Genomic DNA, 26,638 nt, shown 5'->3' with positions numbered 1-26,638 from the left:
CGAAGTTGAAGGGTTGGATTGCCTTAAATAAGTATTTTTGCAATATGCAGTTTCAGATACCTATACGCATCCCGGTAGTCAGCCCCGGTATTGATTATCGTCAAAAGATCATGTTGACAGGCTCTTGCTTTACCGAGCATATTGGCCAGCGGTTAGCAGAGGTTAAATTCCAGACACTGCAAAACCCCAATGGGATCTTGTTTGACCCTATCAGTGTCTGCAATAGCCTGATTGGGTATATGGAAGAGCGCCAGTATAAAGAGGAGGAACTGTATTACCATCAGGAACTCTATCATAGCTGGGCACATCATAGCCGTTTCTCCGGACCGGATCCGGGGCAGGTAATAGAAGGTATCAATCAGTCGCAAAGACAAGCAACTGTCTTTTTGAAGGCGGCTGACTGGCTGATTATTACGCTGGGTTCAGCCAACAGCTATCGGCTTGTTTCAACGGGTAATACCGTTGCCAATTGTCATAAAGCGCCCGCACAGACCTTTGAAAAACACATGCACACCATCCCGGAAATCATTACCGCACTGGATGGAATGCTCTACCGGCTGCTGCGGTTCAATCGGGCATTAAAAGTCATTTTTACGATTTCCCCCGTCCGTCATATCCGTGACGGGATTATGGAAAACAACCGGAGCAAAGCAAGACTTTTAGAAGCGGTTCATCATATGGTGGATAAATTTGACCGGCTGCATTATTTTCCCGCTTATGAACTGGTCGTGGATGTACTTCGGGACTATCGATTCTATGACATAGATTTAGTCCATCCTAATTACGCGGCTACACAGTTTGTGCTGGAGAAGTTCCAGGAGACCTATATGGAGGAATCTACCTGCGATTTAATGGAAAAGCTGGATAAGATCCGCATTGCAAGAGCGCATAAGCCCTTTCAGCCCGATTCGGAAAGACACCGGCAATTTCGGGCCAAGACCCTGACGCAGGTTCAGGCCTTGCAAAATGAATATCCTTATTTGCGCCTGGAAGAAGAGGTCGCTTTCTTTAAAGAGGCGTAAGCCTGCTTTTAGCTCTCTTAATCCAAAGCTTTTCAGCTTGTTAATTATGAAACGATTGTTTGTTAGTGTGATAAAGTTGCAATATATTTGAGGGGTGAACCTTCTAATTAATATACAATTATCCAGGCTCTCCTTTCTGAGAAGTACCTGTTCTCATATCCCATAAATTAGGGTTATTATATTGTTTTGTCCTGCTCCCGGCTTTCAGCCTTGAGGAGCTATCCATTATTTGATATACTACAAAACCCATATTTAGAATATGACGAAAGTAATTATTATAGGTGGAGGAAAAATTGGCGCGACTGCGGCTTTTATGCTCCATCAGCATGCCCGTTTCGATGTCACTTTATCAGATGTAAATCCTGCCTTATTGGAAAAGGCTGCAAAGGATGGTATCCATACTGTTCAGGCCGATGTCCAGAATGAAAAACAGTTACGGGATGCCATGGAGAACTGTGATATGGTGCTGAGTGCCTGTCCCTATTTTTTGAACGTGCAGATAGCGAATGCCGCTAAGCAAACCCACACCCATTATTTTGATCTGACGGAAGATGTTGCTGCGACAAAGGCGATTCGCGAACTGGCCGAAGGCGCCGATGTGAGTTTTATGCCTCAATGCGGTCTGGCCCCCGGTTTTATCAGTATTGCGGCTTATGACCTTTGTAAACAATTTGATAGTCTGGAGACAGTCCGACTCAGGGTGGGCGCATTACCTCAATATCCGGTGAACCGCCTTAAATATAACCTTACCTGGAGCACAAACGGCCTGGTGAATGAATATTGCAATCCCTGTGACGCTATAGTAGATGGTAAACGTACGCAAGTGGCACCCCTGGAAGGGTATGAACGATTAATGGCAGATGGCATAGATTATGAGGCTTTTAATACTTCGGGAGGGCTTTCTGCCTTGGCAGAGGTACTGGAAGGCAAAGTCCGGTCGCTGGACTATAAAACAGTCAGATACCCGGGGCATAGAGATCTGATGCAGTTTTTGCTGAATGACCTGGGTTTCAAAGCACACAGGGAAGACCTGGTAACATTGCTGGATAAGGAGATCCCTTTTACGCAGCAGGATAAAGTACTGGTTTTTATAACAGTTACCGGATTAATAAATGGCAGGTTAACACAGAAGGTTTTTACCCGTACGATCTATGACCAGGAGGTTGCCGGTAAACCCATGACCGCCATTCAGGTGACGACAGCAGGCAGTGCCTGCGCGGTTTTGGATTTACATGCGCAAGGTAAGCTGCCGGCAACGGGTTTTGTAAGACAGGAAGATGTCAAGTTTCCTGAACTGATGGAATCAGACTTTGTCCGCTTTTATAAATAACAGGATAGAAAATCCATGCACTCAATGATTAAATTCTATAAAGATGAGTCAAAACAAATTAAAGACACTGGATCAGGTACTGGAAGGGCTGATGCGCCGATATAAAGAAAGAGTACCTGATGTGCAGAAGATCATTCATGCGATGATGGATAAGAGAATTATAGAAAATGAAACGGATATTGAAAATGATCACGTTGCTTTTCGGACGATGGGCGTCCCACAGTTAGGCATCCAGTCTCTGGAAAAGATCTTTTTGCATTACGGTTATGTAAAAAGGGATTATTATCATTTTGAGGCCAAAAAACTGGATGCTTACTGGTACAGTCCTCCGGAAGATAAATATCCACGCATTTTTGCCAGCGAGCTCAGGGTAAATGATCTCAGTGAGCGCGCCCGGAATATCATTCATTATTATACGGATACCGTAAAGGCCGACCCCGTGAAAGAGCTGGATCTGGATAATGCAGCACAGGTGGATCATTACCTGCATACCGGCTTATGGCGGACGCCGACACTTACGGATTATGAGACCTTACTCGACGAATCTGAATATGCTGCCTGGGTGATATTTAATCACTATTATCTGAACCATTTTACCATTAGTGTGCATAATCTACCCGAGGGCTTTAATACGCTGGAGACGTTCAATGAGTTTTTGGAAGCCGAGGGGATTAAACTGAACAGTGCCGGCGGAAAGATCAAGGAAAGTGCGGATGGTAAACTCCGGCAAAGCTCGACGGTGGCAGGTAAGTTGCTTGCAGAATTTGCGGACGGCAAGGAGCGTGAGATTGCCGGTTCCTATGTGGAGTTTGCTGAGAGGAAGGTGCTGGACGCTTTTAAAGATGTACCTTCAGATCAGATTCAGCGTAAACACAGACGCGATGGATTCGAGACCGGGAACGCGGACCGTATCTTCGAAAGCACCTACCGGACGCAAACCGATCGGTAATATATTGCGGCATTCAAAAAAATAATTAGGGAAAACTGTAAAAGAAATAATGATGGATTTAAAAAAAGACATGCAGGAGGTACTGGATCAGTTTGCCATCCGGGCAAAAAATAATGGTGGCTCGGATGGCATCGCGCAACAGCTCACCAAGGGAGCCCAGATTGCCTCTAATTCTCCGGTCGACGGACAATTGATTGCAGAAGTTGCAACGGCCGCTCCGACAGACTATGAGGCAATCGTCCTCAGGGCTGAGGAGGCGTTTTTAGCCTGGCGCAAATGGCCGGCTCCAAAAAGAGGGGAAGTTATCCGTCAATATGGCCAGGCACTCAGAGATAATAAAGAAATGCTTGGTAAACTGGTTTCCTACGAAATGGGCAAAAGCCTGCAGGAGGGCGCCGGTGAAGTACAGGAGATGATTGACATCTGTGATTTCGCTGTAGGACTTTCCAGGCAACTGCACGGACTGACCATGCATTCAGAAAGACCCGATCATAGGATGTACGAACAGTGGCATCCCTTGGGCATTGTAGGTATTATCACCGCTTTTAATTTTCCGGTAGCCGTCTGGAGCTGGAATGCGATGATCGCGCTTGTGGCCGGGAATGTGACAATTTGGAAACCTTCGGAGAAAACGCCTCTGGCGGCACAGGCCTGTATGCATATCCTGTCCGGCGTATTTAAAGCCAATCAGGTGCCCGCTGGCGTATGCAATCTCGTACAGGGAACTACTGAGATCGGTAAATTGATAGCTGCTGATCCGAGAATTGTATTGGTATCTGCTACAGGTTCCACGCGTATGGGGATGGCCGTCGGACAGGCAGTCGCCGGGCGCTTAGGTAAATGCTTATTGGAATTAGGAGGCAATAATGCCATTATCGTTACTGAAAATGCTGATTTAAAACTGGCGCTGACGGGGGCAGTATTCGGTGCCGTGGGGACCGCAGGGCAACGCTGCACTACAACCAGAAGGCTGATTATTCATGAATCTGTTTATGATCAGTTCGTAGCAGAACTGATAAAAGCCTATGGCCAGTTACAGATCGGAAATCCGCTGGATCCTCAGGTGCATGTAGGACCTTTAATTGATGAGGCGGCTGTCGTACAATATGAAGCGGCACTAGTGGCTGTTCAAAAGGAGGGGGGATCAATCCTGACGCCTGCAGGTAAACTGGAAGGGGAAGGTTTTGAATCGGGTTGTTATGTGAGGCCCTGTATCGCCGCTGTGCAAAATGATTATATGATCGTGCAACAGGAAACTTTTGCGCCTATCTTGTACGTGATGAAATACACGACACTCGAGGAAGCTATACAGATGCAGAACGGCGTTCCGCAAGGCCTGTCTTCGGCGATTATGACAGGTAACCTGAAAGAGGCCGAAAAATTCTTATCTGCCAGCGGCTCTGATTGTGGTATTGCCAATGTTAATATTGGCACTTCAGGCGCTGAAATAGGGGGTGCCTTTGGTGGAGAGAAGCATACCGGAGGCGGCAGGGAAAGTGGGTCCGATGCCTGGAAGGCCTATATGCGCCGACAGACCAGTACGATCAATTATGGGGATGATTTGCCGCTGGCGCAGGGCATTGATTTCCATCTGGGGTGATTCTCAAAAAATCTGTCAAAATGCTCTTGGTCTGCTATTATCTTGATGAATGTCTTTGTAAATGGGATACCTTAACGAAAAAGAAATGCATTTGTCTTATTTTTGATCAGACATTTGTATGACATCTGTAAAACAACCTTAACGAACATCATATGAGATCACTGATTACCGGATTGATTCTATGCTTTACCGTCACCTTTGCGTTTGGTCAGCATATAACAGGGGACAGGGGACTTTCCATTGGCGATACTGTTTCTCAGCTTAAAATAGCAACTTTTGCCTTGGGACCGAAAACACAGCAGGACCTGACAATTGACCTGGACTCCTTAAAGGGGAAAGTCACCATTATAGATTTTTGGGCTACCTGGTGTCAGCCCTGTTTACCTTCGCTGATCCGGCTCAATCAGATACAGAAGGAAGTAGGACCTGATAAGTTAATAACGGTGGCAATAGCACCTGAATCAAAGCAAGATATACGGCGAGCCATTCAGCATTTGGATGCTTCTGATATATATTTTTCCAATGACGGGATGATCTGGAACCAGTTTATGTTTTACTCGGTGCCGCATACTGTGGTGATCGATAAGAATGGAATTATCGAAGCCATCACTTATCCCGGAGCCATTAATACCGCCCTGATCCGGAAAATGGTCAATGGTGAAAAGGTATCGTTTCCGCTTAAAAATGACAGTCCCGAAGTGGCCGGTAATGATCTGACGAAGGATAATAAAGATTTATTGAATGTTTCCGTGTCGGGGTATGATTCAAGTAGTCGGGGAACGAAAATATATAAACAATCTTCTTTTGAAGGGACTATATTAAAATTTATAAATTTCACCCTCCCTTCACTATATAGGGAAGTGTACGGAATGCCCGCTCCCACCTGGGTTATTGACCAAACAAAAGATAGTGCCGATGCTGGCAATACTGCGCAAAAGAAGTATTGTGTGACGGTGAGATTGCCTCGTGACTCAAGTGAAGATGAGGCGTTTCGTTTGGCGCAAACGGCAGTGAACCTCTCTTTTCCATATACAGCAACAAGGGTGAAAAGAATTAAAAAAGTATACAATCTGGTATACTGGCCCAAGGAGCACCATTTAAATTTCGCCCCCTCAGACACAACCGGACACGCTGAATCTACATTCACCACATATGGCTCCAATCTAATCGGTAAGCGGATTTCCGCTGATAATTTGATGGCCTATCTGTCCAATGAAATCGGAAGCATGGAAGGCCGAATCGTTTTGAATAAAACCCATTTGAATCGGAAATTTGATATTACTTTAAAATGGGAATATGCAGACAGCACTTCCATTAAAAGGGAGCTGAAAAAGTACGGCCTGTATTTGGTGGAAAGTGAGGAACCGGTTGATATGTTGCTGATTAAAAAAGATTAACCGGCTCGTTTCTGCAGGTGCGATCAGATAATTTGCCCTGTTGGGTTGTATGTTTTTTTTATATTGTTATTCTGCATCATTTTCCTGCATATCCCTCCTGTTTTTCCAGGATTTTAGAAAGCTACAGTAGATGGTATATTCCATGTTTTTTGCTGCGATATAGGCAAAAACTTTTTCCGCCAGCGTTGAGGCGATCCCCTGGCCCCGGAGGTTGCGGGACACCTCTATGTAATCCAGGTCGATATGATTGTCGTGCACTCTATAGCGCACAAAGGCATGCCCCTCTTCGCTGTTGATAGGCAGTTCTAACTTGTTTTCGGTTCTGTTGTCCACCAGTTCCATGGTTGCATATAATGGATTCATTTTTATTTTTTTTAAAAGCTTAGTGTACCAAATTTACCTGCTTTATAATCGGCTTCCGCCTGTTTTAACTCTTCGGATGTATTCATTACAAAATTCCCGCCAGCAGCTACCGGTTCGTCAATGGGTTCTCCGCTAAGGTAGAGAAAATGGCTGTCAACACAGCTGCGGATCAGTAATTCATCATTCTCTTTTTCAAAGACGATCAGTTGATGGGGTAGAATATTTTCCCCGTTTATCTGCAATTGACCGCTAATCAGATAGAGTAATGTCCAGTGGCCGGGCCGGGCTGTCAATTGGAGCTGTTTGCCGGCATACAATTCCCCACCAAGAATCGTAATGGGCGTCTGCGCCTGCAACGGCCCCTGAAGACCTTCATAATCTCCTGCAACAAGCCTGATCGACGCGCCACTGGCGGTCGGGACTATGGGTTGATCAGTTTTCTTTGCCAATTGATAGAAAGGTGCCTCCCATTTAAGATGAGCAGGACTGTTAATCCAAAGTTGAATAAGCTCATAATCTCCGCCCTTCTTCAGTAAATTATCCGTTGGCCCTTCGCTGTGCAAGAGGCCGCTGCCAGCGAACATCCATTGCACATCACCGGCACTTAAGATACCTTCTCCACCATGATTATCTCTGTGGAAACCCTCGCCGCGTAACATCAGTGTAACCGGAGAAAACCCTCTGTGGGGGTGTGGGTGAATTCTTCTGACGGATCCCGGCTCGATTTGTTCAGGTGTAATATGGTGTAGTAAGATAAAGGGATTGGCAAATCTGAAATCAGAATGGGGGAGTGGCTGTAGCACGGTCTCCTCATCGGTGATCTTTTTTGCCCTTCCATCCAGGATGTGCATAATTTTCTTAAACATTAGATTATCTCGTTTTGTTCTTTAAACAAAGCAGTTGCAGCACCTACCCAGTAGGTACTGCAACTGCTCATCTTATTATTCCAAATGTCCGAATTTGCCTTGATTGAAATCATTGATTGCTTCTATGATCTCATCTTGTGTATTCATGACAAAGGGGCCGTAGCTGGCAATGGGTTCATCAATGGGCGTTCCGCTCATCAGCAATATGACCGCTTTTTCGCTGGCCTGCAGATGAATGTCTTCGCCGTCGTTTTCAAATAACACAAAATCATGCTCTTGCACATCCCGGCCATTAACCTTGCCTCCGCCATTGACAAAAAGTAATGCTGTATTATGTGCGGTCGGCACCGGAATGGTTACCTCACCTCCGGCTTCCAGGTGTACATCCAATAGATTGACGGAGGTATATGTACTTGCGGCCCCTTTCTGCTCCTGAAATTCACCTGCGATGACGCGGACAACACTTTTGCCGTCTGGTAGCGTGACCACCGGTATGTCATTTTTTGTCAGCGGCTGATAATGCGCAGCGACTGATTTATCTTTTTTGGGAAGGTTTACCCACAGCTGAACCATTTCAAAATTGCCGCCTTTTTTAGAGAAATTTTCCTCATGGTATTCTTTGTGCAGAATGCCGTTCCCTGCGGTCATCCATTGCACATCTCCGGGGTTGATTACGCCGCTGTTGCCTGCACTGTCGTGATGGGCAACACTGCCCTGGTAGGCGATGGTAACTGTTTCAAAACCTTTGTGCGGATGAACGTCGACACCCCGGATATGATCGGAAGGGCCAAAATCATAAGCGGCGTTAAAGTCCAGCATCAAAAACGGGCTGATTCTTTTTTGCCCGACGGCCTGTGGGATAAAATTAAATACCCTGAATCCGTCACCGACCATGCCTGCCCTGGCAGGCTTTGCTATAACCCTGTCTATTTTCTTTTCCATGATTTCTTTTCCTTATATTTTTTTATTTAAATAATTGTATGCGCCTCTTTAGTTCAGGCAGATGTTGAGGCCTGCATTTTTAAAACCATCATCAATAAACCGTATTTTTAATGGGATGGACTTAATGAGTTCATCCAGGCTGCTTTCCCAGTTACTCCAGGATTCTTTGCGTACAATAACCGGAGGCTCTTCCTGAAGGGAAAGAATTTTAAGTAATTTCTTCTCCTGGCTTTCTTCCGGGCCTGCTTCATAGAGAATGCCATCAAAGTCCATTCTATAAAGTTGTTCGATAGCGGATTCGACGTCCTGAACGACACTTAGTTCCTCTTTGGTTGACAGAACCTGAACTTGTTCCAGATCTGCAACATCATTGACGATAATCAGAATTTTACGCTTCATAATGACTCCTTTTTTTGACTACACAAAGATACGTCAGGGCAAAAGGGGTGCCCAATAATGCAGATTAAGCAGCAAGCTTAATCTGCATTAAGTGTAAATCGTAAGTTGTTGATTATGAGATGATGTTTGGAAGGGTTGCTTAGTCTGGCAAAGGCATGTTATTGATCATTTTAGAGAAGAATTCCGGTGTAACGCCGATAAAAGAAGCAATCTGTTTGTGTGGCAAGCTTTGTGTTAACGTAGGATACAGATGGCAAAAGGTAGCGAACCGCTCAATCGCCGGTTGACTGAGGTTACCAATCAGCCTTTGTTGATAGGCGATAACCGCATTTTCTGCCAGTATTCTGAAATGTCTTTCCAGCTCGGGAAATGCTTCAAATGCTTCATCCAGTTTTGCCCTGGAGATAAACAGGTAATAGGTAGGCTCCAGCGCTTCAATAAAAAGGTCTGCCGGCTCCTGCCTGTTAAGACTTTTCATGTCAGCCATCCACCAGCCGGGCGGGGCAAACTGCAGCACGTGCTCAAAGCCGTTGCTATCCACTTTATAGCTTCTGAGCAGCCCTTCTGTTACAAATGCCAGTCCCTGATTGATGTCACCTTCCTGCAATAGGTAGTGCTTTTTTTTCAGCATTTTTTCCTGAAACAGCCCTTCGAGTTTTTCCAGTTGATCTTCGGATAGTGTAATATGTCCTTGAATGTTGTCTCTGAGTAAGGGATACATGAGGTAACTTTAGAGGCTAATCGGGTTATAAAATGATTGTGCCCTGTAAAATTACATCATTTTTAGGACTTAAACCCATAGCGGTCAATAAGTTTGACTACTATGGGTGTTACAAAAAGAAGAGGTTTGTCCCATAAGACAAACCTCTTCTTTTTGTAAAAAAACTATTTAAACCCGATTCGGACTTAACTCTTTTGTTCGAAGCTTTTACGGATGATATTCAGCGCGGCTCCGTGTCTGAACCACTCGATCTGTTGTTGATTGTAGGTGTGATTCACGTCGAACTGCTCAGTAGAACCGTCTGCATGATGTAATACGATCGTTAACGGTTTATCCGGAGTAAAAGTGGTTAAACCCAGGATATCGATCACGTCATCTTCCAGAATCTTGTCGTAGTCATTTTTATCCTGGAAAGTCAGACCCAGCATACCCTGCTTTTTCAGGTTGGTCTCATGGATACGTGCAAAGCTCTTGGCAATGACCGCACGAACACCCAGGTGACGAGGTTCCATTGCAGCATGTTCCCTGCTGGAGCCCTCTCCGTAGTTTTCATCCCCCACAACGACTGTTCCGATACCGGCGGCTTTATAAGCACGCTGGGTAGCCGGTACAGGACCGTATTCACCGGTCAGCTCATTTTTAACGCTGTCTGTTTTCTCATTAAAGAAGTTAACCGCGCCGATCAGCATATTATTGGAGATATTATCCAGATGCCCCCTGAATTTCAGCCATGGACCGGCCATAGAGATATGGTCAGTGGTACATTTGCCTTTGGCCTTGATCAGCAGTCTTAAGCCTTTCAGGTCGGTGCCTTCCCACTCAGCGAACGGAGACAACAGCTGCAGACGTTTTGAGTCCGGAGAAACCTGGATCTGAACGGAAGAACCGTCTTCTGCAGGTGCCTGATAACCGGGATCTTCAACATCAAAGCCATTCTTAGGTAGTTCATCTCCGGATGGTGGATCCAGTTTTACTTTCTCCCCCTTTTCATTGAGCAGGTAGTCTGTCATCGGGTTGAATGTCAGGTCTCCGGCAATGGCAATCGCAGTTACCAGTTCAGGCGAGGCGACGAATGCAAATGTATTGGGGTTGCCATCGGCTCTTTTCGCGAAGTTGCGGTTAAAAGAGTGAACGATGGTGTTTTTTTCTTTTTTCTCAGCACCGACTCTGTCCCACATACCGATACAGGGTCCGCAGGCATTGGTCAGGATCTTGGCGCCGATTCCTTCAAATACGTCCAGGATGCCGTCGCGCTCCACGGTAAAACGGATTTGTTCGGATCCCGGGTTGATCAGGAATTCAGATTTAGCCTTCAGGTTTTTTTCGGCCACCTGTTTTGCCAGAGAAACGGCACGGGAAAGGTCTTCATAGGAGGAATTGGTACAAGATCCGATTAAACCGACTTCCACTCTTTCCGGCCAGCCCTGTGCATCGGCTACTTCCTTCATTTTGGAAACAGGTGTAGCCAGATCGGGTGTGAATGGTCCGTTCAGGTGAGGCTCCAGCTCAGAAAGGTTGATTTCAATCACCTGATCAAAATATTTTTCAGGATCTGCGTATACTTCCGGATCGCCGGTCAGATGATCTTTGATAGAATCTGCGATATCAGCTACCTCTGTTCTGCCGGTGGCTCTCAGGTAGCGGGCCATAGATTCGTCGTAACCGAAGGTAGAGTTGGTGGCGCCTATTTCAGCACCCATATTACAGATGGTGCCTTTACCGGTACAGCTGATAGAACGTGCACCTTCACCAAAATATTCAACGATGGCACCGGTGCCGCCTTTTACAGTCAGGATTCCGGCAACTTTAAGGATAATATCTTTTGGAGCTGCCCAGCCACTTAGTTTGCCGGTCAGCTTCACACCGATCAGTTTAGGCCATTTCAGTTCCCATGGCAAACCAGCCATTACATCACAGGCGTCAGCACCGCCGACACCGATGGCAATCATACCCAGACCACCCGCATTTACAGTATGGGAGTCGGTACCAATCATCATCCCGCCAGGGAAGGCGTAATTTTCCAGTACGACCTGGTGGATGATACCGGCGCCCGGGCGCCAGAATCCGATTCCGTATTTATTGGACACAGAGCCGAGAAAATCATATACTTCTTTACTTTCTTCTTTTGCGAATGCCAGGTCTTTTTCAGCACCTTCTTTGGCAATAATCAGGTGATCACAGTGTACAGTGGAAGGAACCGCTACTTTCGGGCGGCCAGCCTGCATGAACTGCAACAGCGCCATCTGAGCAGTGGCATCCTGCATAGCTACACGGTCAGGCGCGAAATTAACATAATCGTGTGCCCTTTCGAATTTCTTCAGGGGTTGGTCGCTGTGTAAATGCGCGTAAAGTACTTTTTCGGCAAGTGTGAGAGGTGTGCCGGTAGCGGCGCGTGCTTTTGCAATTTTGTCAGGTAGCTCACTGTAGACCTTTTTGATCATGTCAATATCAAAAGCCATAACATACAATTTAAATAGTGTGATATAAAATTGTTGCGAAGTTACTAAAATCGGGTGGATTTTTAAAACTTTGGTCTGTTAAAATTAGGTAGTCCTAATTTTAGGGTTTGATATACCTAATGGATAAAAGCCTTTGATTTTTATGCTCTTGCAAGAAATTTTTTTAAGAGCTCTGACATGTTTGAGGATTTTGTATATTTGTCTGTCCTGCTTTAATAGGATGGTTACCCAATTGGCGTAAATCTTGCTACGGTGTGAATGTTCTAGGATAATACTGATCCGATGGATTTACTTTATTGGACGAGTCTTAGAATTAAAAAGCTAATTAGATGAACAGATTAAGAAGTTTTATTGAGTGCCGGGCTTTTGGGGTCTGTGCTGCGATCGGTATGAAACTGGGGATAGCCAGCTCCCGTATCCGCCTTTGGTTTATCTATATCTCATTTCTCACTTTTGGCTCGCCTGTTATTATATATATGGTACTGGCATTCTGGATGAATATTAAACGCTATGTTTTATTTGCCAGACGAAATCCCCTGAAGTATTCCGACTAAGCTGGGAGCTTGTTGTTATCGCTTTCTGCAGGCAAGCTTTGTCCAGGGTACCGGTAAAAAACGCTAGTAAGACCCACTCATTTTAATCGCTTCATTCAACGATCATTTATGCGCTTTGGTAGATTTTCAGGGAAGATTCATCCAAATTGTATAACTTTAATTATAGCAGATATGAACCGAATACTGCTCACTTTCAACTTATAAAGCAATATATGAACAACCAACGTAAATTAATGCTCTGCTTATTGGTAGCAGCAGGTATTGGCCTTAGTTTCTCTTGTAAAAAGGTCGTTGACGGACCGGGGGATGGAGACGGGGCCTCAGGCGGTTATTATGGCGGCTATACTTTCACGAATTCTCTAAATGATTCATTGTATATGTACGCAAAGGCTTTTTATCTCTGGAACGACGATTTGCCGAGTTTTGCAAAGTTTGATCCTTCGAAATATGAAAGCGGCAATAGTCTTACCGGGCTGAAAAACGAGCTTTACGCTTTGACACAGATCCCTGTAAATGCCGAGACCAATAAACCCTATGAATACGACGCTGATTTTCCTGGTGAGTCCAAATATTCCTATATGCTGTTAACGGCTGATAATACAGGAGGCGGCAATTCATCTTTTGTCATTAAACCCAATACTCAGTCATTTACCTTGGATGGCAAGGGTAATGATCTGGGTATTCATTTTGGCTTCACTTCTCCATACGCGGTCGATGAGAATGGCGATTACATAGTGGATACTGACGGGAACAGAAAGCTCAATCGGGATACGACGATTACGGTTTTAAAATACGTGGATAATGGCTCACCAGCTCAAAAGGCGGGACTGAAGCGCGGAGATGTGATATATAAAATGAATGGAGAGGCCAAAGACTTTAATTCTTTTTCAAGTGATAAAGAGCTTCAGGATTATTATAACGGAATACTTGACGGAAGCAGCCTTGATATTGTGAAAGTAGATTCTGTTTATCCCAAAACCGGGAAGAGAAAGGAGACAATGATTAGCCTTCAAAAAAAGCAATATGATTTTAATCCGGTTATTTTAGATTCCGTCATCAGCTTGCCTGGTGGTAAAAAAGTGGGTTATCTGGTCTTTGAAGGATTTACCCAGTTAGAGAATGCCAAGGCGCCTATAGATGCCGCATTAAAGAAGTTTGCCGGTGTTACCGACCTGGTTGTTGATCTTCGCTACAATGGTGGCGGCGCCGTTGAGACGGCAGAGTATCTGGCCAATGCATTTGTAGCCAGCGGCAATGATGGTAAAACGCTGTATAGCATGCATTATAATGATAGTCTGCGCGATGAATCCACCTATTCATCCTTTTTGAAAACGGTGCTGAAATCCCAGAAATTATATGAAGATGACGGTGTTACACCAACGGGCAAGACAACACTGGATATTGATTATAGCGTGGCCGGCAATACGGAAAAGGTAAAGAAGTCGGGTGCCATTAGTACGGCTTCAAATAAAATTTATTTTATTGTAGCAGGAGGAACGGCATCTGCCAGTGAATTATTGATCAACGCTCTAAAACCTTATAATAATGTGGTCCTTGTGGGTGCTTGGTACGCAGAAGATCCGGAAGAAGATGATGGGGGTCATACGCAAATAAGAACCTATGGCAAGCCTGTTGGGTTCTTTGATCTGCGGATAGGAGAATACACTGTGTATATGTCAATGTTCCAGTCACTGAATTCAAAGGGAGAAGGTGATTATTATAGTGGCATGCTGACAGACGGGTTGGGATATGATGATGTGTTGGCGGATTTTGGGAAATCGGAAGACCGTCTTGAATCGCTGAACCAGATTTTGGCTACCCTGGATTCAAAATTTAAGGTGCCCGGGACCAGCTTCAGAGCGGCCCTTAGTACCAATATTAAGCCAAGGCAGAATCCTGCCACCCGAGCTTCAATTCGAAGCTATGAAGCTGAGGAAAACAGGCGTAATTTTAAACCCATGGTTAAAAGGACGATTCAGTTACGTTGATTTCTCAGGAGGAAATACTAGATGCCCGATCGGTGTAATGTACGCTGATCGGGTTTTTTGTAGTAATTTTTTAGATTTATTTTCGTCTTTTTGGATGTAAAATTATATCTAATTGAATATAAAATACTTAATTTTGATTAATTTATATGTAAATAGATATAAAATGACACCAGCACTGGGAGCGTTTGTAAAAACAGAAAGGAAGAAAATTAAGTTGACACAATCCGAGTTTGCAGAAAGAGCGGGCGTAGCCCTTGTCGTAATAAGGAAAATTGAACAAGGAAAGGAAAATCTAAATCTGCGAAAAGTTAACCGGGTTTTATTAATGTTTGACCATACATTGGGGCCTGTCAAAGTACAACGAGAATCAATTAGTGAACAATAGCAGACTTTGCAATGCGATTAAGCCATTCAGCTACTCCTGCCTTAGAAAATATTTAGATAGCACCTTTATTCGTTATATGCTTCTTTTAACGAGAGGGATGCAAAATCAAATAGAATCTCATTAAATGAGTGGGTGGGTTGACTTGACTTTTATTCTATACAATTTGGAATGCATTGGATGCCCATACATACGCTAATTTTTAAAGCCCCGCTTTCAACTTTGAGCGAATGCGGGGCTTTACATTATTATTGCATGAAAAGCGACATTGAATGTGGCTTCATGTAGCAGGTCAATGTCTATGCAAATTTCTTGGCATCTTCCAGGAACTTCGCCAGGCCAATATCCGTCAGTGGATGTTTCAGTAAACCTAGAATAGGCTCCAGCGGAGAAGTGACTACATCGGCACCCGCTTCAGCACATTGGATAATGTGATTGCTGTTACGGATTGAAGCTGCCAGGATCTCGGTTTCATAACCTTGTACGGCATAGATTTCCGCGATCTGAGAAATCAGGTTGATCCCTTCCCAGCCACTATCGTCGATACGGCCGATAAATGGAGAAACGTAGGCTGCGCCTGCTTTAGCTGCCAGGATAGCCTGACCTGCAGAGAATACCAGTGTACAGTTGGTCCGAATGCCATTATCTGTAAACCATTTGATCGCTTTTACACCTTCCTTGATCATTGGAACTTTAACCACAATATTTTTATGCAGTGCAGCGAGTTTTTTACCTTCTTCTACAATGCCCTTAAAATCAGTAGATACAACTTCAGCGCTGATATCACCATCCACGATCTCGCAGATAGTCTTATAATGCTGGATAACGGCGTCATGGCCTTTGATTCCTACCTTCGCCATTAAGGATGGATTGGTGGTAACACCATCCAGGATACCTAAATCATTGGCTTCCTTAATCTGTTCCAGGTCTGCCGTGTCAATAAAGAATTTCATCAGTCTTTTTTTTAATTTAATGATTGGTAAATATATCTCTTTTTATCATGCTGTGCGCCTTAGCAGGGTGCATAACAATCTTCCCCAAAGGTACGCAAAAATTAAAGATAGGCTTAATAAGATCGAAAAATTTACATTTAGTTGATAGCGCTAAACAAGCTAAAAAAACGATCCTTATGTCGTTTATGGCGATTGTTATCTATGTAATAGGGGAGGTAATAAAGAAGGCAGGCTACTCACATCGCGCCGCTACAACCACCTACTCTTGCTGCCTTCCGGCCCTGGGAGGATTCAGTAGGAGCTGGCCGTGTGAGACCTGCCGGGTGCAAATGTAAAAGCCTTACCTGGAAATGCCAAATTTTAAACGCCGTTTTGTGAAAATAAAAAACAGATCCGCAGGATATCGTTTGATCTACCTGCGGATCTGTCTGGTCTTTCAGGATGTTTCCTGAAAATGTCGGTCAGCGTCAACATGGAGGGATTGCAATACGCTGATCAAAAATAAGTTAACTTTAAACTTGGGGCTAAAAAGCGGAATTTAGAAATCTTTTTTTGCAACACCATCCGCAATCGCTTTCAGGGCATTGGTTTCGCTAAGAATCGCACTCATTTTGTTGCCTTTACCATCATCACCTTTTGCGATATAACCACCTCTGGCAGTTTTGGATACGACAGCATTGTGCATGGGTACGTTCTTTTCCTTTGTTTTCAGACAATAAGCTTTAATAAATTTTGAAGTGTCCATCTTTTCAATTTTTGTTTGATAATCTAAAATAAATTTATGGGCTGGGATGCCTTCAGGAAACCTGCCCTGAACCCGGCTTTGATGTTAAATGTAAGCAGATTTTGCCAAAAATCGGACAATTGAGAAGAGTTTTTCGCCAATTTCCTTTTTTAACATCCTGCTGATAATCACTGCATTTGTTAATTATCTAAAAGATTTAAGTGTAACTGATTGAAATTCTGTAAAGAAGATAATTTCAGATCTGCCGCAGCCCATCTTGGCTCTTTATAATGTTCCGGTCCAGGAACAATAACGCAGCGCATTCTGGCCGCTTTTACAGCGATCATGCCATTGAAAGAGTCCTCAAAACAAATGCACTGAGTGGGTGCGGTATTGAGCGCAGCGGCGCAGTCCAGATACACCTGCGGATGCGGCTTACCGTAAGGCAGATTCCCCGCGGATGCGATCGTATTCAGGTATTTCTCGATACCCAGTTTTTCTACGACCAGATGAATCAGCGGCAGGGAAGAAGAGGAAGCGATGCCGATTTTAAATTTCAGTTCACTGAAAAACTCAAAAATATGATCCACACCAGGCATGACCAGTCCTCTTTTATCCACTTTATCCATGACAGTGGCCAGAATTTTCGCTTCCACCCGGTCATATTCATGGACAGAAACCTGGTGCCTGGATAGCCACCATTCGGTAAATTCTTTGGTTCTGAGCCCGGTGGTGATGGCATACTGCTCATCAGAGAGTACGATACCATATTCACCGAAGATCTCCTGGGCAGCTTCTTTCCATAAAGGCTCGCTGTCGATCAGCAGGCCATCCATATCAAAAATAACGGTCGATAAATGCATATGTCTTTTTTCTTCTTTTTTAATGTCTTGCCATTTTTTTACCTGAGTAAAATCCGGCACTGGACGTTGTAATGAAAATTTATTCTGCTTTAATGAGGTTGCGTTGATCTCTTTTGGGGGTGTAAGTATGCTTCCATCGGCGGTGACTCCACAGGTAGCCCGCCGGGTCCTCCCGGATCACTCGTTCCAGCAGTGCAGCTGTTTTGACAGTCACCGCACCTTTTGGCAAATCGCCTGCCGCCTTCGTGATACATTCCAGCTCGGTCGTATAATATCCCCGTTTAATTCTTTTTATTTTACAGAAGACCACAGCGTTATTCATGAGCCTGGAGTTCGCATCAGGTCCTTTGGCAAAAGGTGTCAGCCTGCCAAAAAAAGGAAGCCAGTAGGCGCTTTTCAAAAACCGGGGGTTCTGGTCGGCCACCAGCACAAAAGCTTTGCGCTCAGATGCATAGGGCTTAAATTGCTCTTTGAACCGACTGCTGTCAATTAATATGGTGCCGAACCGGCTACGGATCTTCTGCATGAGTCTTTCAGCGATAGTGCTGCTCACATGGGCATAGACCACGATTTGCTTATATGGATTTTGATGGGAATAGGACAGATTGCACCATTCCCAGTTAAAAAAATGGCCTAATACAAAATCGATACTAAGACCTTCTTCGTACAGTCTGTTAATCAATACGTGGTCTCTTTTAAAGCGGCGCAGGATCGACTCAACCGGCAGTGAAATCAATTTGACCAGCTCCACAAAATTGTCGGTGAACCGGTAATAGAAATCCCGGCAGATCTTTCTGCGCTCGGCATCAGTTTTCTCGGGGAAGGCGATCTTCAGGTTCTTTTCCACCACGGGACGTCTGTAGCGGACAATGCGGTGTAAAGTAAATGCAATCAGGTCACTGATTCCGTACAACACCCAAAATGGGAGCAGTGAGATCAGATAAAGTAAACCGTAAACAATATAATACATGCTTGTTGACTGCTTTTGAGACCGATTACAGGAGTTTAAGCCGCAAATATACAAATAGGGCAGCGCCCAGCTGCCCTATTTGGCAATTATTATAATATTACGCTTTGCAACAGATGGTTTTTCTCCGGGTAATCCGTATTAAAGTGCAGCCCTCTGCTTTCTCTTCGGAACTGTGCGCCTTTAACGATCAGATACCCGACTGTGATCAGGTTACGCAGCTGGCAGAGCTGTGGAGAAACCTGCGCCTGCTTATACAAAGCTTCGGTTTCTTCAAAAAGCAGGTCCAGGCGCCGCATAGCTCTTTCCAGACGGACATTGGTCCGGACAATTCCCACATAGTCCGTCATGATCTGTTCTAACTCCTTAACACTCTGGGTGATCAGGATCATCTCTTTGGGTTCAGAAGTGCCCAGGGCGTCCCAATCCGGGAACGCCATGTTATCCATTTCTCCCATGAACTGCTCCAGAGACCCGTCTTTATACCGGGACAGCACATCCTCATAAGCCCTGTGGGCAAAGACCATGGCTTCCAACAGGCTATTGCTGGCCAGTCTGTTGGCCCCATGCAGGCCGGTGGAAGAGCATTCGCCGCAGGCATACAGATGTTGTATGGAGGTCCGGGCGTAGAGGTCCGTTTTTACACCGCCGCAGCTGTAATGAGCCGCAGGGGCAACAGGTATTCCTTCTTTAAAGACATCGATACCCATTGAATGGCACCGCTCATAGATATTGGGAAAATGCTGCATGAATTTTTCCCGGTCGATAGGGGAACAATCCAGGTAGACATGCTGCGTACCATGCTTTTTCATTTCACTGTCGATGGCCCTGGCGACAATGTCACGGGAAGCCAGGTCCTTTCTGGGATCATACCGCTCCATAAAAGCTTCCCCTTTATGATTGCGCAAAACACCGCCTTCACCGCGCACCGCTTCCGTGATCAGAAAAGCAGGGGAGACACCCGGTTCAAATAATGCGGTCGGATGAAACTGGATGAATTCCATGTTCTCTATCCGGCCCTTAGCCCTGTAAGCCATGGCGACGCCGTCACCTGTGGCTACCCTGGGATTAGTCGTCGTTCTGTAGGCCTGACCACAGCCTCCTGTCGCCAGCAGCGTTGCGGCGGCCAGAATTTTTTCGATCGTACCGGTTTCCCGGTTGAGGGCGTAGACACCGTAACAGGTAATATCTCTGGAAGATTTCGTTACCAGAAAACCCAGGTGGTGTTGGGTAAGCAGCTCCACGACATAATACTGATCCAGAATTTTGATATTTTTGTACCTGCCGGCCTCGCTGATCAGTGCTCTTTCAATTTCTTTGCCGGTAACATCCTTGTGATGGAGTACCCTGAAGGCACTATGACCGCCCTCTCTCCCCAGATTGTAATCACCATCTTCATTTTTGTCGAAGCGGGTACCGTAACTGATAATTTCTCTGATCCGGTCCGGTCCTTCCTTGACCACGACTTCCACTGCAGCCGGGTCACAAAGGCCATCGCCCGAAATCAGGGTATCTTCTATGTGTTTTTCAAAGCTGTCTTTTTCAAAATCCCAGACCCCTGCTACACCTCCCTGGGCATAGTTGGTATTAGATTCTTCGGCTGAAGCCGCCTTGGTGAGCACCAGGATTTCTTTGTCCGGCAGCGCTTTTGCTGTCTTGATGGCAAAGGTAAGTCCGGCGATACCCGAACCGATAACCAATAAATCTGTTGTCATATATTAAATGATCTGTTTAAGGTAGTATAAGTTGAAGTACAATGCTTACATGTCAAAATTAATGAATAATCCCGCTTGATGATGCGGGGGTATAAAAAAAGCAACCGTCCCTTATTTTATTTAATGAGTAGGGGACGGTCGCTTTTTATACGCAGAAGCGACACGCTTCGTTACATTTTAATCTTTAATTCTGTTTGCGAAGACCGGCTGCTTTGGCGATATAAATACCATAGTAGATAAGGTGGAAAATCACCATTATAAGGGAGAAGATCACAAGACCTTCATCGCTCCCTTTCGTGTTATGGTGATGGAACGCACCAAGAACGGCCAGCACGACGGTGATCAAAAGGCCGCTTAAAGCGGTAATTTTAAAGCTCCGGCTGTAGTCACCCTTGGTGTCAGCCTGATTGAGGATACTCTTTTGAATACCGCGGGCCAGATAGATGTCCAGACCAATCATCATCCAGGCGATCAGCCGGATCCAGGTATCCAGCGGCAGAAATACCATCATAAATAAACAGGTCAATACCCCCAGGATAGGCACCAACGGAACCAGTGGTGTACGGAAGGCGCGTGGTGCATCCTTCATTTTCTTGCGCATCACCAGTACCCCGATACAGACCAGGATAAAGGCGAACAGTGTTCCGATACTGGTCATTTCACCGACAATCCTGCCAGGGATAAAGGCGGCGAACAGGCTGACAAGGAGCATGAATAATAAGTTGGATTTGTAGGGTGTTTTATGACGCGGGTGCAGTTTGGAGAAAAGCCCCGGTAACAGACCGTCCTTACTCATGGAATAAAAGACACGGCTCTGTCCGAGCAACATGACCAGAATAACAGAGGAATAACCCAGCAAGATGGCCACGATGATCAGGGTGTTTAACCAAGGATAAGCCGGTATGACAACACCGCCGGCGCCGACGGTACCCATTTGCTTAATGGCGATGGCCACGGGAGCCAGGTCACTGCTGCCTCCTGTGTTAAACATGGTATAATGCGCCACCCCTGTCATGACATAGGCAAAGGCGATATAGAGCACGGTACAGATAATTAAGGAGCCCAGGATCCCGACAGGCATGGCTGTTTTTGGGTTCTTGGTTTCCTGAGCGGCAGTAGAGACCGCGTCAAAACCAATATAAGCAAAGAATACAACCGCGGCGGCCCTGACAACGCCAGACCAGCCGAAGTGGCCGAACTCGCCAGTATTTTTGGGTACCAGTGGCTCCAGGTTGGCCGGCTGTACATAATGTATACCCAGCGCGATGAATACAACAACGATTGATACCTTAACAACAACGATAATGGCATTTACCCAGGCTGATTCACTTGTGCCCCTGATCAGGATCATCGATATGATCACAACGATAAATACGGCTGGCAGGTTAAGAATACCAGGCACGGTATCAAAGGGAGTTGCCGTCAACATATGCGGTAAGGCGATATCATAGGTTTTCAGCAGTTCATTCAGGTAGCCGGACCAGCTGGAAGCCACCGTTGCGGCCCCTACTGCATATTCCAGCACCAGGTCCCATCCGATGATCCAGGCAATAAACTCTCCCATGGTCGCATATGAATAGGTATAGGCACTACCGGCGACAGGTATCATCGACGCAAACTCTGCATAACAGAGACCTGCAAAGGCGCAGCCGACGGCAGCAATAATAAAAGAAATCATAATTCCCGGCCCTGCCATATTAGCCGCTGCCACACCCGTAATGGAAAACAGACCGGCACCGATAATGGCTCCGATTCCCAAGGCCACCAGCGAACGGGCACTCAGTGTTTTTTTCAGGCCATCCGTAGCAGCAGACTCGGCAATCAGGGAACTAATCGACTTTTTTGCAAATAAACTCATAATAATATTTAGATTCTTAAATTAGTTACGAGGTGGAAAATTAAGGATTAATTCCAAACAGTTTAACAAAACCCCCGTTTTTTTGACGTTCCGCAATAAAAAGTGGAAAATCTTTCCTAATGTCTGTTCGTTTCATTATCTTGCCCGGTTTTGGCCCGGTTAACGTTATTATCGTCCTGATTTCTGTTCAATTTTTGGAGCAATTTTCAGGCTAATATCTGTTCGCTTTCGTATATTGCAGCCATTTTGAAAGAAACCGGAAGATAATTAACCGTATAGTAATTTAGTATTCACGGGTCTCTCTGTTCAGACCTTATTTATGTTTAGAAGTATTTTGATGAAGAAAAACTCCAAGAACCGCCTGACCCTGTATATTATCATTGCCATGGCACTGGGGGCCATTATTGGCTATATTGCCTATCTGTATATGCCCAAGGAAGATATTCCTTCGCTGGTATCTGTCGGCAAAATGCTGACGACGCTTTTTCTGAGGCTGGTGCAGATGATCATTGCGCCGCTCGTCTTGTGTACCCTGACGGTAGGTATTGCCAAACTGGGCGATCTCAAAAGTGTCGGCAGGATCGGTGGTAAAGCCATGCTTTGGTTTGTCACTGCTTCCATTGTCAGTCTGTTTATCGGGCTGATGATCGTACATATCGCAAAACCCGGCATAGGGCTCAACCTGGCTGATGCGAACGGGGATGTCGGAGAGATTATTTCCGGCACACAGTCTTTCTCGGCCATGAATTTTATCAATCACCTGGTACCTAAAAGTGTGGTAGAAGCGATGGCCACCAATGAGATTCTGCAGATTGTGGTTTTTGCCATGTTCCTGGGTGTATCGCTGGCGGCTTTGGGTGAAAGGGCAAAGCCGGTGGTAAAGGCGCTGGATACACTTTCTGAAGCCATTCTCGTGATGGTCAACTACGTCATGTATACGGCACCGATAGGGGTACTGGGATCCATCGCCGGCACCATGGCCGTTAACGGGCCTGGTATTTTCTGGTTCTATGGTAAATACTTGCTCTGGTTCCTGGTCGCTATATTGCTATTGTGGATCCTGATGGCCATTGTGGGCTATCTGATCCTGGGTAAACGATTAATACCCTTACTGCGGCATATTATACAACCCATGATCATTGCCTTCAGCACAACCAGCAGTGAAGCGGTTTTTCCGGTACTCACTGAAGAATTGGAAAAATACGGATGCAAGAATAAAATTGTCTCTTTTGTATTGCCACTCGGCTATTCCTTTAATCTGGATGGCTCCATGATCAATATGACCTTTGCCTCTATGGCCATCGCACAGGCCTATGGCATTCACCTGGATGTCGGCACGCAGATTACGATGTTGTTTGTGCTTATGCTGACCAGTAAAGGCATGGCAGGGGTACCAAGGGCGTCACTGGTGGTCGTTGCTGCGACCTGCGCCATGTTTGATATTCCCCCTGAAGGCATCGCACTGATCCTGCCCATTGACCATTTCTGTGACATGATGCGCTCCATGACCAATGTCGTGGGCAACGCCTTGTCTACCGCAGCCGTCAGCAAATGGGAAGGTGAACTAAAGGATCCTTCGCTACTGCAGGATGCACCCGCTCAGGCTGCTTAGATGTAAAGCTGTTTAAAACCGATCGGTGTATTTTCGGTGAGCAGTTAAAAACGGCTGTTAATTTGCGCTATCTTTGGCCGGTGGCAACAAGGTGGATGTTCAGCAACGGCAGAGGCGCAAAAGGATCTTTGTTTTGACCGTGCAGATTTACACATTAATATTTTTTTAAATTATATTTTAATATTAATTACCAAAATCTACGACAACTACTGGAGCTGGTAGCTTAAATTTGCCGGGTGCCGGATATCATTCTGTTACATCATTTCATTGGAAAGACATTTTAATTAGAGTCCATGCTGGATGCAATACTACTGAGTTTCGACTGGAAACAACTTTTAAGCCCTGACTTCTATATTCAGGCAGGCGGCCTGTGGCTGATCCTTTTTATCATATTTGCTGAGACCGGTCTTTTTGTCGGATTTTTTCTGCCCGGTGACTCTTTGTTATTTATCGCAGGCATTTATAGTGATGATCTGGCCAGGTCCTTTATTGATACAGGTAGTCCGTTTTTGAATCTCGTGGAAATTATCGTATTGGTGTTTTTAGCCGGTGTGCTGGGCAACATTTTCGGATTCTGGTTCGGCAGAAAAAGCGGGCCACTACTCTTTAAGAAAAAAGATACCTGGTATTTTAAGAAAAAACACCTGCAGCAGGCGCACGACTTTTTTGAAGAAAAAGGTGGCGGCGCCCTGATTCTTGCCAGATTTCTTCCGATTATCCGCACATTCGCGCCGATTGTCGCCGGCATCGTCGGTATGGAAAGAAAAAAGTTCATGCTTTATAATGTCATCGGCTCACTGAGCTGGGCGACCTTGCTATTGGCGGGGGGACATTATCTTTATAAGGCGGTTCTTAAAACCTATAATGTAGACCTGACGCACCACCTGGAGTATATTATTATCATTCTGGTCGTTATTACCACGGCACCCGTACTCATCAAGATGATCAGGGGGGACAAGGGTAAGAAAGCTGCAAAAGGTGTTTCTCAGAACCCTGATCCACAGGGATAGGGAAAGCGAAAAACGGGCCACACCGATCCCCTAAAGCAGGGCATTGATTTTAATGTCGCTGTCTTTCTCACCAAGATTATGATTTTTGATCAGGCTGAGCTGCCTGGGTCGTGAGTAAGCCCGAACCGGGACAAGAATGCCTTTTAGCCCGATCTGGATACAGGCATCTTTTCAACGCTTCTTCAATACCCAAAAAAGCTGCCATATCGTGTGCGCTGCAATCCTCCGGATTGAGGGAGATAAAAGACTCGACGATATTTTGTAATTTTATTCCTTCCGGGTGCTCTTTATCAAAACTTTCTATGTAACCTTCTACAAAACCTTCTGCCTTTGCTTCTCTAGCCAGGTCTTCTTTATATAATTCCCAAAAGAAATCTTCTAGATCTTCCATCGTAAACCTGTTTTAATTTTTGAAACGATTTTAGCGTTGAGGTCTTCAATAAAATACAGGGAGAATATTGAAATGCGCCAAGTAATTCTCTCTGCATTTTTTGTCTAAACAATTCCTGCTATTAGCATCAGGACGCCTTTAGACCCCGGCAGGGAACACCGATCTTACCAACCGTTCTTCAATACCTAGTTGTGCGGCTGCCTCCTGAATGCTATAATTTGGGTGGAGAGAGATAAAAGATTTGATGATATTTTTTATCTTATTCATCCATATCGCTCTTTCTTCTGCCTTTGCTTCTCTAGCCAGGTCTTTCTGGTAGTTTTCCCAAAAGAAATCTTCTAATTCTTCCATTTTTGTTCGATTTAAATTTTTAGCAATTTTTATTACCTGATCAAAGTAACCTTCTTTTAAAAACGCCGGTATCCGTTTTAGTTTATGAAAATTGTTCAAGAGATATATCCATTTATCCCTTTCCGAATAGGCTGCCTGCCTGACTCTGCTGGCTTTCCTGAGGTCTATCAGCATCTTCCAGTCCCGGCCTGTCAGCAGGTCCTGATTGTTTTTCGTGTTCATACTTACATATTCATAGATACAGCTGTCAGAAGCAGGTCTTTCCAGATCAAAATCGGCCATTCCCAGAACAAAAACAGATACCTGGTTGTAATCCCAGTCACTGCTTTTTTTTGCAAGCGTTGCTCGGAGTTTTCCGTCATACAGCGACAGCCGTTGATTATAAAAATCCTGATAGCGCCTTTGCATTTCTATCAAAAATACATCGCCGGTCTTCTGTGACTGCCAGACAGTATCCGGACAGACATTTCTGCTGTCTTTGGTGCTGCCTGTGAGCGTAGTCGTTTTTAACTTCAGGTCCGTCACCTCAGTCAGGTGCCCCCAAAAAGCTTTGATAAAAGGAATCGCAACCTGCTTCGCATAATCCTCGTCACCTAACAGCATTTTAAAAATCACATCCTTTTTAAGGTTTTCCAGCTGCTCTTTAGACGGAGACTGGCCTGGCTGGATGAGTTCATCCTCTTTGCGAAACTGCGGCCGCACATCCCGTTTCAGGGGCCGCTCCCGTACCTCACGGTTGGTCAGTCTGCCAAGCCTGTCCACAACAAGTCCATAAGGAACTGAGGCAGATGGGATACTGGAAACTATAATATTATCCATGGCATATAGATTTTATACAAGGCACTTATTTAAAAGTGTCTGCGATTAAAAAAAATGGTAATCCGGCAAGAATTGTAGGTTATAAAACCGCAGTAAAATAATCTGATTGATGGCAACAATCCAGTTATTCACCGCTGACACAAAGATAGTATAATAAATTTAGCAAAACCAAAAAAATATCAAAAATCTCATAAAAAAGATAAAAAAATTAGTGGGCATCACTGAACCTGAAAAATGCCGCCAGAAATCCCTGCAAACGGCCATCTGAAAGTCTGTAAAGATAGCAGATGCCACGGATCTGGAAGCAGTCATCAGAAAAGCTTACACGGAAACAGAGATAGCCTGACGGAACTCGTGCAAAGTGCATGCTACTTTAACGCTCAATGTTCCCAAAGAACTTCTT

General features: G+C 45.1%; 24 protein-coding genes and 1 other RNA gene. 10 read left to right on the top strand and 15 right to left on the bottom strand.

The features are described from left to right. Positions 1 to 44 precede the first annotated feature (44 nt). The 5 genes from K9M52_RS03630 (at position 45) to K9M52_RS03610 (ending at position 6,298) form a co-directional block, all read left to right on the top strand. A complete protein-coding gene (locus K9M52_RS03630; RefSeq protein WP_224070705.1) occupies positions 45 to 1,022 on the top strand; it encodes a GSCFA domain-containing protein in 978 nt (325 codons plus the stop codon). Between the two features lie 259 nt (positions 1,023 to 1,281). Beyond that, positions 1,282 to 2,352, top strand: coding sequence for a saccharopine dehydrogenase family protein (locus K9M52_RS03625; protein WP_224070704.1), 1,071 nt, complete (start codon positions 1,282 to 1,284; stop codon positions 2,350 to 2,352). A 43-nt stretch (positions 2,353 to 2,395) separates the two neighbouring features. Then, positions 2,396 to 3,301 carry a DUF1338 domain-containing protein gene (locus K9M52_RS03620; RefSeq protein WP_224070703.1) on the top strand — a complete coding sequence of 302 codons (906 nt, stop codon included), beginning with the start codon at positions 2,396 to 2,398 and terminating at the stop codon, positions 3,299 to 3,301. A 49-nt stretch (positions 3,302 to 3,350) separates the two neighbouring features. Then, complete coding sequence (gene amaB, locus K9M52_RS03615; protein ID WP_224070702.1) at positions 3,351 to 4,901, top strand: L-piperidine-6-carboxylate dehydrogenase; 1,551 nt, start codon at positions 3,351 to 3,353, stop codon at positions 4,899 to 4,901. Positions 4,902 to 5,053: 152 nt separating this feature from the next. Beyond that, on the top strand, positions 5,054 to 6,298 hold the full coding sequence (locus K9M52_RS03610) for a redoxin domain-containing protein (RefSeq protein WP_224070701.1): 1,245 nt from the start codon (positions 5,054 to 5,056) through the stop codon (positions 6,296 to 6,298). Positions 6,299 to 6,364: 66 nt separating this feature from the next. Here the strand turns inward: K9M52_RS03610 and K9M52_RS03605 are convergent, their stop codons facing one another. The 6 genes from K9M52_RS03605 to K9M52_RS03580 form a co-directional block, all read right to left on the bottom strand. Continuing rightward, the gene (locus K9M52_RS03605) at positions 6,365 to 6,661 is read right to left on the bottom strand and encodes a GNAT family N-acetyltransferase (RefSeq protein WP_224070700.1); all 297 of its coding nucleotides are present in this window, start codon (positions 6,659 to 6,661) and stop codon (positions 6,365 to 6,367) included. Positions 6,662 to 6,672: 11 nt separating this feature from the next. Continuing rightward, the gene (locus tag K9M52_RS03600) at positions 6,673 to 7,527 is read right to left on the bottom strand and encodes a pirin family protein (protein WP_224070699.1); all 855 of its coding nucleotides are present in this window, start codon (positions 7,525 to 7,527) and stop codon (positions 6,673 to 6,675) included. 75 nt (positions 7,528 to 7,602) lie between these two features. After that, a complete protein-coding gene (locus tag K9M52_RS03595) occupies positions 7,603 to 8,469 on the bottom strand; it encodes a pirin family protein (protein WP_224070698.1) in 867 nt (288 codons plus the stop codon). A gap of 48 nt (positions 8,470 to 8,517) precedes the next feature. Beyond that, complete coding sequence (locus K9M52_RS03590; protein ID WP_224070697.1) at positions 8,518 to 8,868, bottom strand: hypothetical protein; 351 nt, start codon at positions 8,866 to 8,868, stop codon at positions 8,518 to 8,520. Between the two features lie 139 nt (positions 8,869 to 9,007). After that, positions 9,008 to 9,589: a Crp/Fnr family transcriptional regulator gene (locus tag K9M52_RS03585; protein ID WP_224070696.1), complete on the bottom strand. Its 582-nt coding sequence runs from the start codon at positions 9,587 to 9,589 to the stop codon at positions 9,008 to 9,010. Between the two features lie 185 nt (positions 9,590 to 9,774). Continuing rightward, positions 9,775 to 12,048, bottom strand: coding sequence for an aconitate hydratase (locus K9M52_RS03580; protein WP_224070695.1), 2,274 nt, complete (start codon positions 12,046 to 12,048; stop codon positions 9,775 to 9,777). Between the two features lie 329 nt (positions 12,049 to 12,377). Between K9M52_RS03580 and K9M52_RS03575 the strand changes: the two genes are divergently transcribed. The 3 genes from K9M52_RS03575 (at position 12,378) to K9M52_RS03565 (ending at position 14,975) form a co-directional block, all read left to right on the top strand. Beyond that, positions 12,378 to 12,602 carry a PspC domain-containing protein gene (locus tag K9M52_RS03575; RefSeq protein WP_224070694.1) on the top strand — a complete coding sequence of 75 codons (225 nt, stop codon included), beginning with the start codon at positions 12,378 to 12,380 and terminating at the stop codon, positions 12,600 to 12,602. A gap of 212 nt (positions 12,603 to 12,814) precedes the next feature. Further along, positions 12,815 to 14,590, top strand: coding sequence for a S41 family peptidase (locus tag K9M52_RS03570; RefSeq protein WP_224070693.1), 1,776 nt, complete (start codon positions 12,815 to 12,817; stop codon positions 14,588 to 14,590). 133 nt (positions 14,591 to 14,723) lie between these two features. Further along, positions 14,724 to 14,975, top strand: a complete 252-nt coding sequence (locus tag K9M52_RS03565; RefSeq protein ID WP_224070692.1) for a helix-turn-helix domain-containing protein — start codon at positions 14,724 to 14,726, stop codon at positions 14,973 to 14,975. 296 nt (positions 14,976 to 15,271) lie between these two features. Here K9M52_RS03565 and fsa read toward each other — a convergent pair whose 3' ends face one another. The 7 genes from fsa to K9M52_RS03530 all read right to left on the bottom strand — a co-directional run bounded on the left by fsa (position 15,272) and on the right by K9M52_RS03530 (position 22,052). Next, positions 15,272 to 15,925 carry a fructose-6-phosphate aldolase gene (gene fsa / locus K9M52_RS03560; RefSeq protein ID WP_224070691.1) on the bottom strand — a complete coding sequence of 218 codons (654 nt, stop codon included), beginning with the start codon at positions 15,923 to 15,925 and terminating at the stop codon, positions 15,272 to 15,274. Between the two features lie 222 nt (positions 15,926 to 16,147). After that, an RNA gene (ffs, locus tag K9M52_RS03555) (signal recognition particle sRNA small type) lies at positions 16,148 to 16,247 on the bottom strand. Between the two features lie 216 nt (positions 16,248 to 16,463). Then, on the bottom strand, positions 16,464 to 16,670 hold the full coding sequence (locus K9M52_RS03550; RefSeq protein WP_091394461.1) for a hypothetical protein: 207 nt from the start codon (positions 16,668 to 16,670) through the stop codon (positions 16,464 to 16,466). A gap of 179 nt (positions 16,671 to 16,849) precedes the next feature. After that, a complete protein-coding gene (gene hxpB / locus K9M52_RS03545; RefSeq protein WP_224070690.1) occupies positions 16,850 to 17,512 on the bottom strand; it encodes a hexitol phosphatase HxpB in 663 nt (220 codons plus the stop codon). Positions 17,513 to 17,591: 79 nt separating this feature from the next. Further along, positions 17,592 to 18,482, bottom strand: a complete 891-nt coding sequence (locus K9M52_RS03540) for a lysophospholipid acyltransferase family protein (RefSeq protein WP_224070689.1) — start codon at positions 18,480 to 18,482, stop codon at positions 17,592 to 17,594. Positions 18,483 to 18,571: 89 nt separating this feature from the next. Then, complete coding sequence (nadB, locus tag K9M52_RS03535) at positions 18,572 to 20,194, bottom strand: L-aspartate oxidase (protein ID WP_224070688.1); 1,623 nt, start codon at positions 20,192 to 20,194, stop codon at positions 18,572 to 18,574. Positions 20,195 to 20,378: 184 nt separating this feature from the next. Beyond that, complete coding sequence (locus K9M52_RS03530) at positions 20,379 to 22,052, bottom strand: amino acid permease (RefSeq protein ID WP_224070687.1); 1,674 nt, start codon at positions 22,050 to 22,052, stop codon at positions 20,379 to 20,381. Positions 22,053 to 22,389: 337 nt separating this feature from the next. Here K9M52_RS03530 and K9M52_RS03525 point away from each other — a divergent pair, with 337 nt between their 5' ends. After that, entirely contained in the window at positions 22,390 to 23,664 is a 1,275-nt protein-coding gene (locus K9M52_RS03525) for a dicarboxylate/amino acid:cation symporter (RefSeq protein ID WP_224070686.1), read from the top strand. Between the two features lie 293 nt (positions 23,665 to 23,957). Next, positions 23,958 to 24,674 (top strand): DedA family protein, encoded by a 717-nt coding sequence (locus K9M52_RS03520; protein ID WP_224070685.1) that lies wholly within the window; start codon positions 23,958 to 23,960, stop codon positions 24,672 to 24,674. A 76-nt stretch (positions 24,675 to 24,750) separates the two neighbouring features. On the opposite strand, the gene K9M52_RS03515 is transcribed toward K9M52_RS03520, so the two are convergent. Next, positions 24,751 to 25,065, bottom strand: a complete 315-nt coding sequence (locus K9M52_RS03515) for a hypothetical protein (RefSeq protein ID WP_224070684.1) — start codon at positions 25,063 to 25,065, stop codon at positions 24,751 to 24,753. A 138-nt stretch (positions 25,066 to 25,203) separates the two neighbouring features. Then, positions 25,204 to 26,235, bottom strand: coding sequence for an Rpn family recombination-promoting nuclease/putative transposase (locus K9M52_RS03510; RefSeq protein ID WP_224070683.1), 1,032 nt, complete (start codon positions 26,233 to 26,235; stop codon positions 25,204 to 25,206). Positions 26,236 to 26,638: the final 403 nt, after the last annotated feature.

Source organism: Arachidicoccus terrestris, assembly GCF_020042345.1.
GTDB classification, from domain to species: Bacteria; Bacteroidota; Bacteroidia; order Chitinophagales; family Chitinophagaceae; genus Arachidicoccus; species Arachidicoccus terrestris.
The sequence above is the reverse complement of the archived record's forward strand: the minus strand, read 5'-3'. Positions and strand labels throughout refer to the sequence as shown.

Bases quoted from the DNA above. Each gene is read 5' to 3' on its own strand.
- K9M52_RS03630 (WP_224070705.1), top strand. From the start codon at position 45: ATGCAGTTTCAGATACCTATACGCATCCCGGTAGTCAGCCCCGGTATT.
- K9M52_RS03625 (WP_224070704.1), top strand. From the start codon at position 1,282: ATGACGAAAGTAATTATTATAGGTGGAGGAAAAATTGGCGCGACTGCG.
- K9M52_RS03620 (WP_224070703.1), top strand. From the start codon at position 2,396: ATGAGTCAAAACAAATTAAAGACACTGGATCAGGTACTGGAAGGGCTG.
- amaB (WP_224070702.1), top strand. From the start codon at position 3,351: ATGATGGATTTAAAAAAAGACATGCAGGAGGTACTGGATCAGTTTGCC.
- K9M52_RS03610 (WP_224070701.1), top strand. From the start codon at position 5,054: ATGAGATCACTGATTACCGGATTGATTCTATGCTTTACCGTCACCTTT.
- K9M52_RS03605 (WP_224070700.1), bottom strand. From the start codon at position 6,661: ATGAATCCATTATATGCAACCATGGAACTGGTGGACAACAGAACCGAA.
- K9M52_RS03600 (WP_224070699.1), bottom strand. From the start codon at position 7,527: ATGTTTAAGAAAATTATGCACATCCTGGATGGAAGGGCAAAAAAGATC.
- K9M52_RS03595 (WP_224070698.1), bottom strand. From the start codon at position 8,469: ATGGAAAAGAAAATAGACAGGGTTATAGCAAAGCCTGCCAGGGCAGGC.
- K9M52_RS03590 (WP_224070697.1), bottom strand. From the start codon at position 8,868: ATGAAGCGTAAAATTCTGATTATCGTCAATGATGTTGCAGATCTGGAA.
- K9M52_RS03585 (WP_224070696.1), bottom strand. From the start codon at position 9,589: ATGTATCCCTTACTCAGAGACAACATTCAAGGACATATTACACTATCC.
- K9M52_RS03580 (WP_224070695.1), bottom strand. From the start codon at position 12,048: ATGGCTTTTGATATTGACATGATCAAAAAGGTCTACAGTGAGCTACCT.
- K9M52_RS03575 (WP_224070694.1), top strand. From the start codon at position 12,378: ATGAACAGATTAAGAAGTTTTATTGAGTGCCGGGCTTTTGGGGTCTGT.
- K9M52_RS03570 (WP_224070693.1), top strand. From the start codon at position 12,815: ATGAACAACCAACGTAAATTAATGCTCTGCTTATTGGTAGCAGCAGGT.
- fsa (WP_224070691.1), bottom strand. From the start codon at position 15,925: ATGAAATTCTTTATTGACACGGCAGACCTGGAACAGATTAAGGAAGCC.
- K9M52_RS03550 (WP_091394461.1), bottom strand. From the start codon at position 16,670: ATGGACACTTCAAAATTTATTAAAGCTTATTGTCTGAAAACAAAGGAA.
- hxpB (WP_224070690.1), bottom strand. From the start codon at position 17,512: ATGCATTTATCGACCGTTATTTTTGATATGGATGGCCTGCTGATCGAC.
- K9M52_RS03540 (WP_224070689.1), bottom strand. From the start codon at position 18,482: ATGTATTATATTGTTTACGGTTTACTTTATCTGATCTCACTGCTCCCA.
- nadB (WP_224070688.1), bottom strand. From the start codon at position 20,194: ATGACAACAGATTTATTGGTTATCGGTTCGGGTATCGCCGGACTTACC.
- K9M52_RS03530 (WP_224070687.1), bottom strand. From the start codon at position 22,052: ATGAGTTTATTTGCAAAAAAGTCGATTAGTTCCCTGATTGCCGAGTCT.
- K9M52_RS03525 (WP_224070686.1), top strand. From the start codon at position 22,390: ATGAAGAAAAACTCCAAGAACCGCCTGACCCTGTATATTATCATTGCC.
- K9M52_RS03520 (WP_224070685.1), top strand. From the start codon at position 23,958: ATGCTGGATGCAATACTACTGAGTTTCGACTGGAAACAACTTTTAAGC.
- K9M52_RS03515 (WP_224070684.1), bottom strand. From the start codon at position 25,065: ATGGAAGATCTAGAAGATTTCTTTTGGGAATTATATAAAGAAGACCTG.
- K9M52_RS03510 (WP_224070683.1), bottom strand. From the start codon at position 26,235: ATGGATAATATTATAGTTTCCAGTATCCCATCTGCCTCAGTTCCTTAT.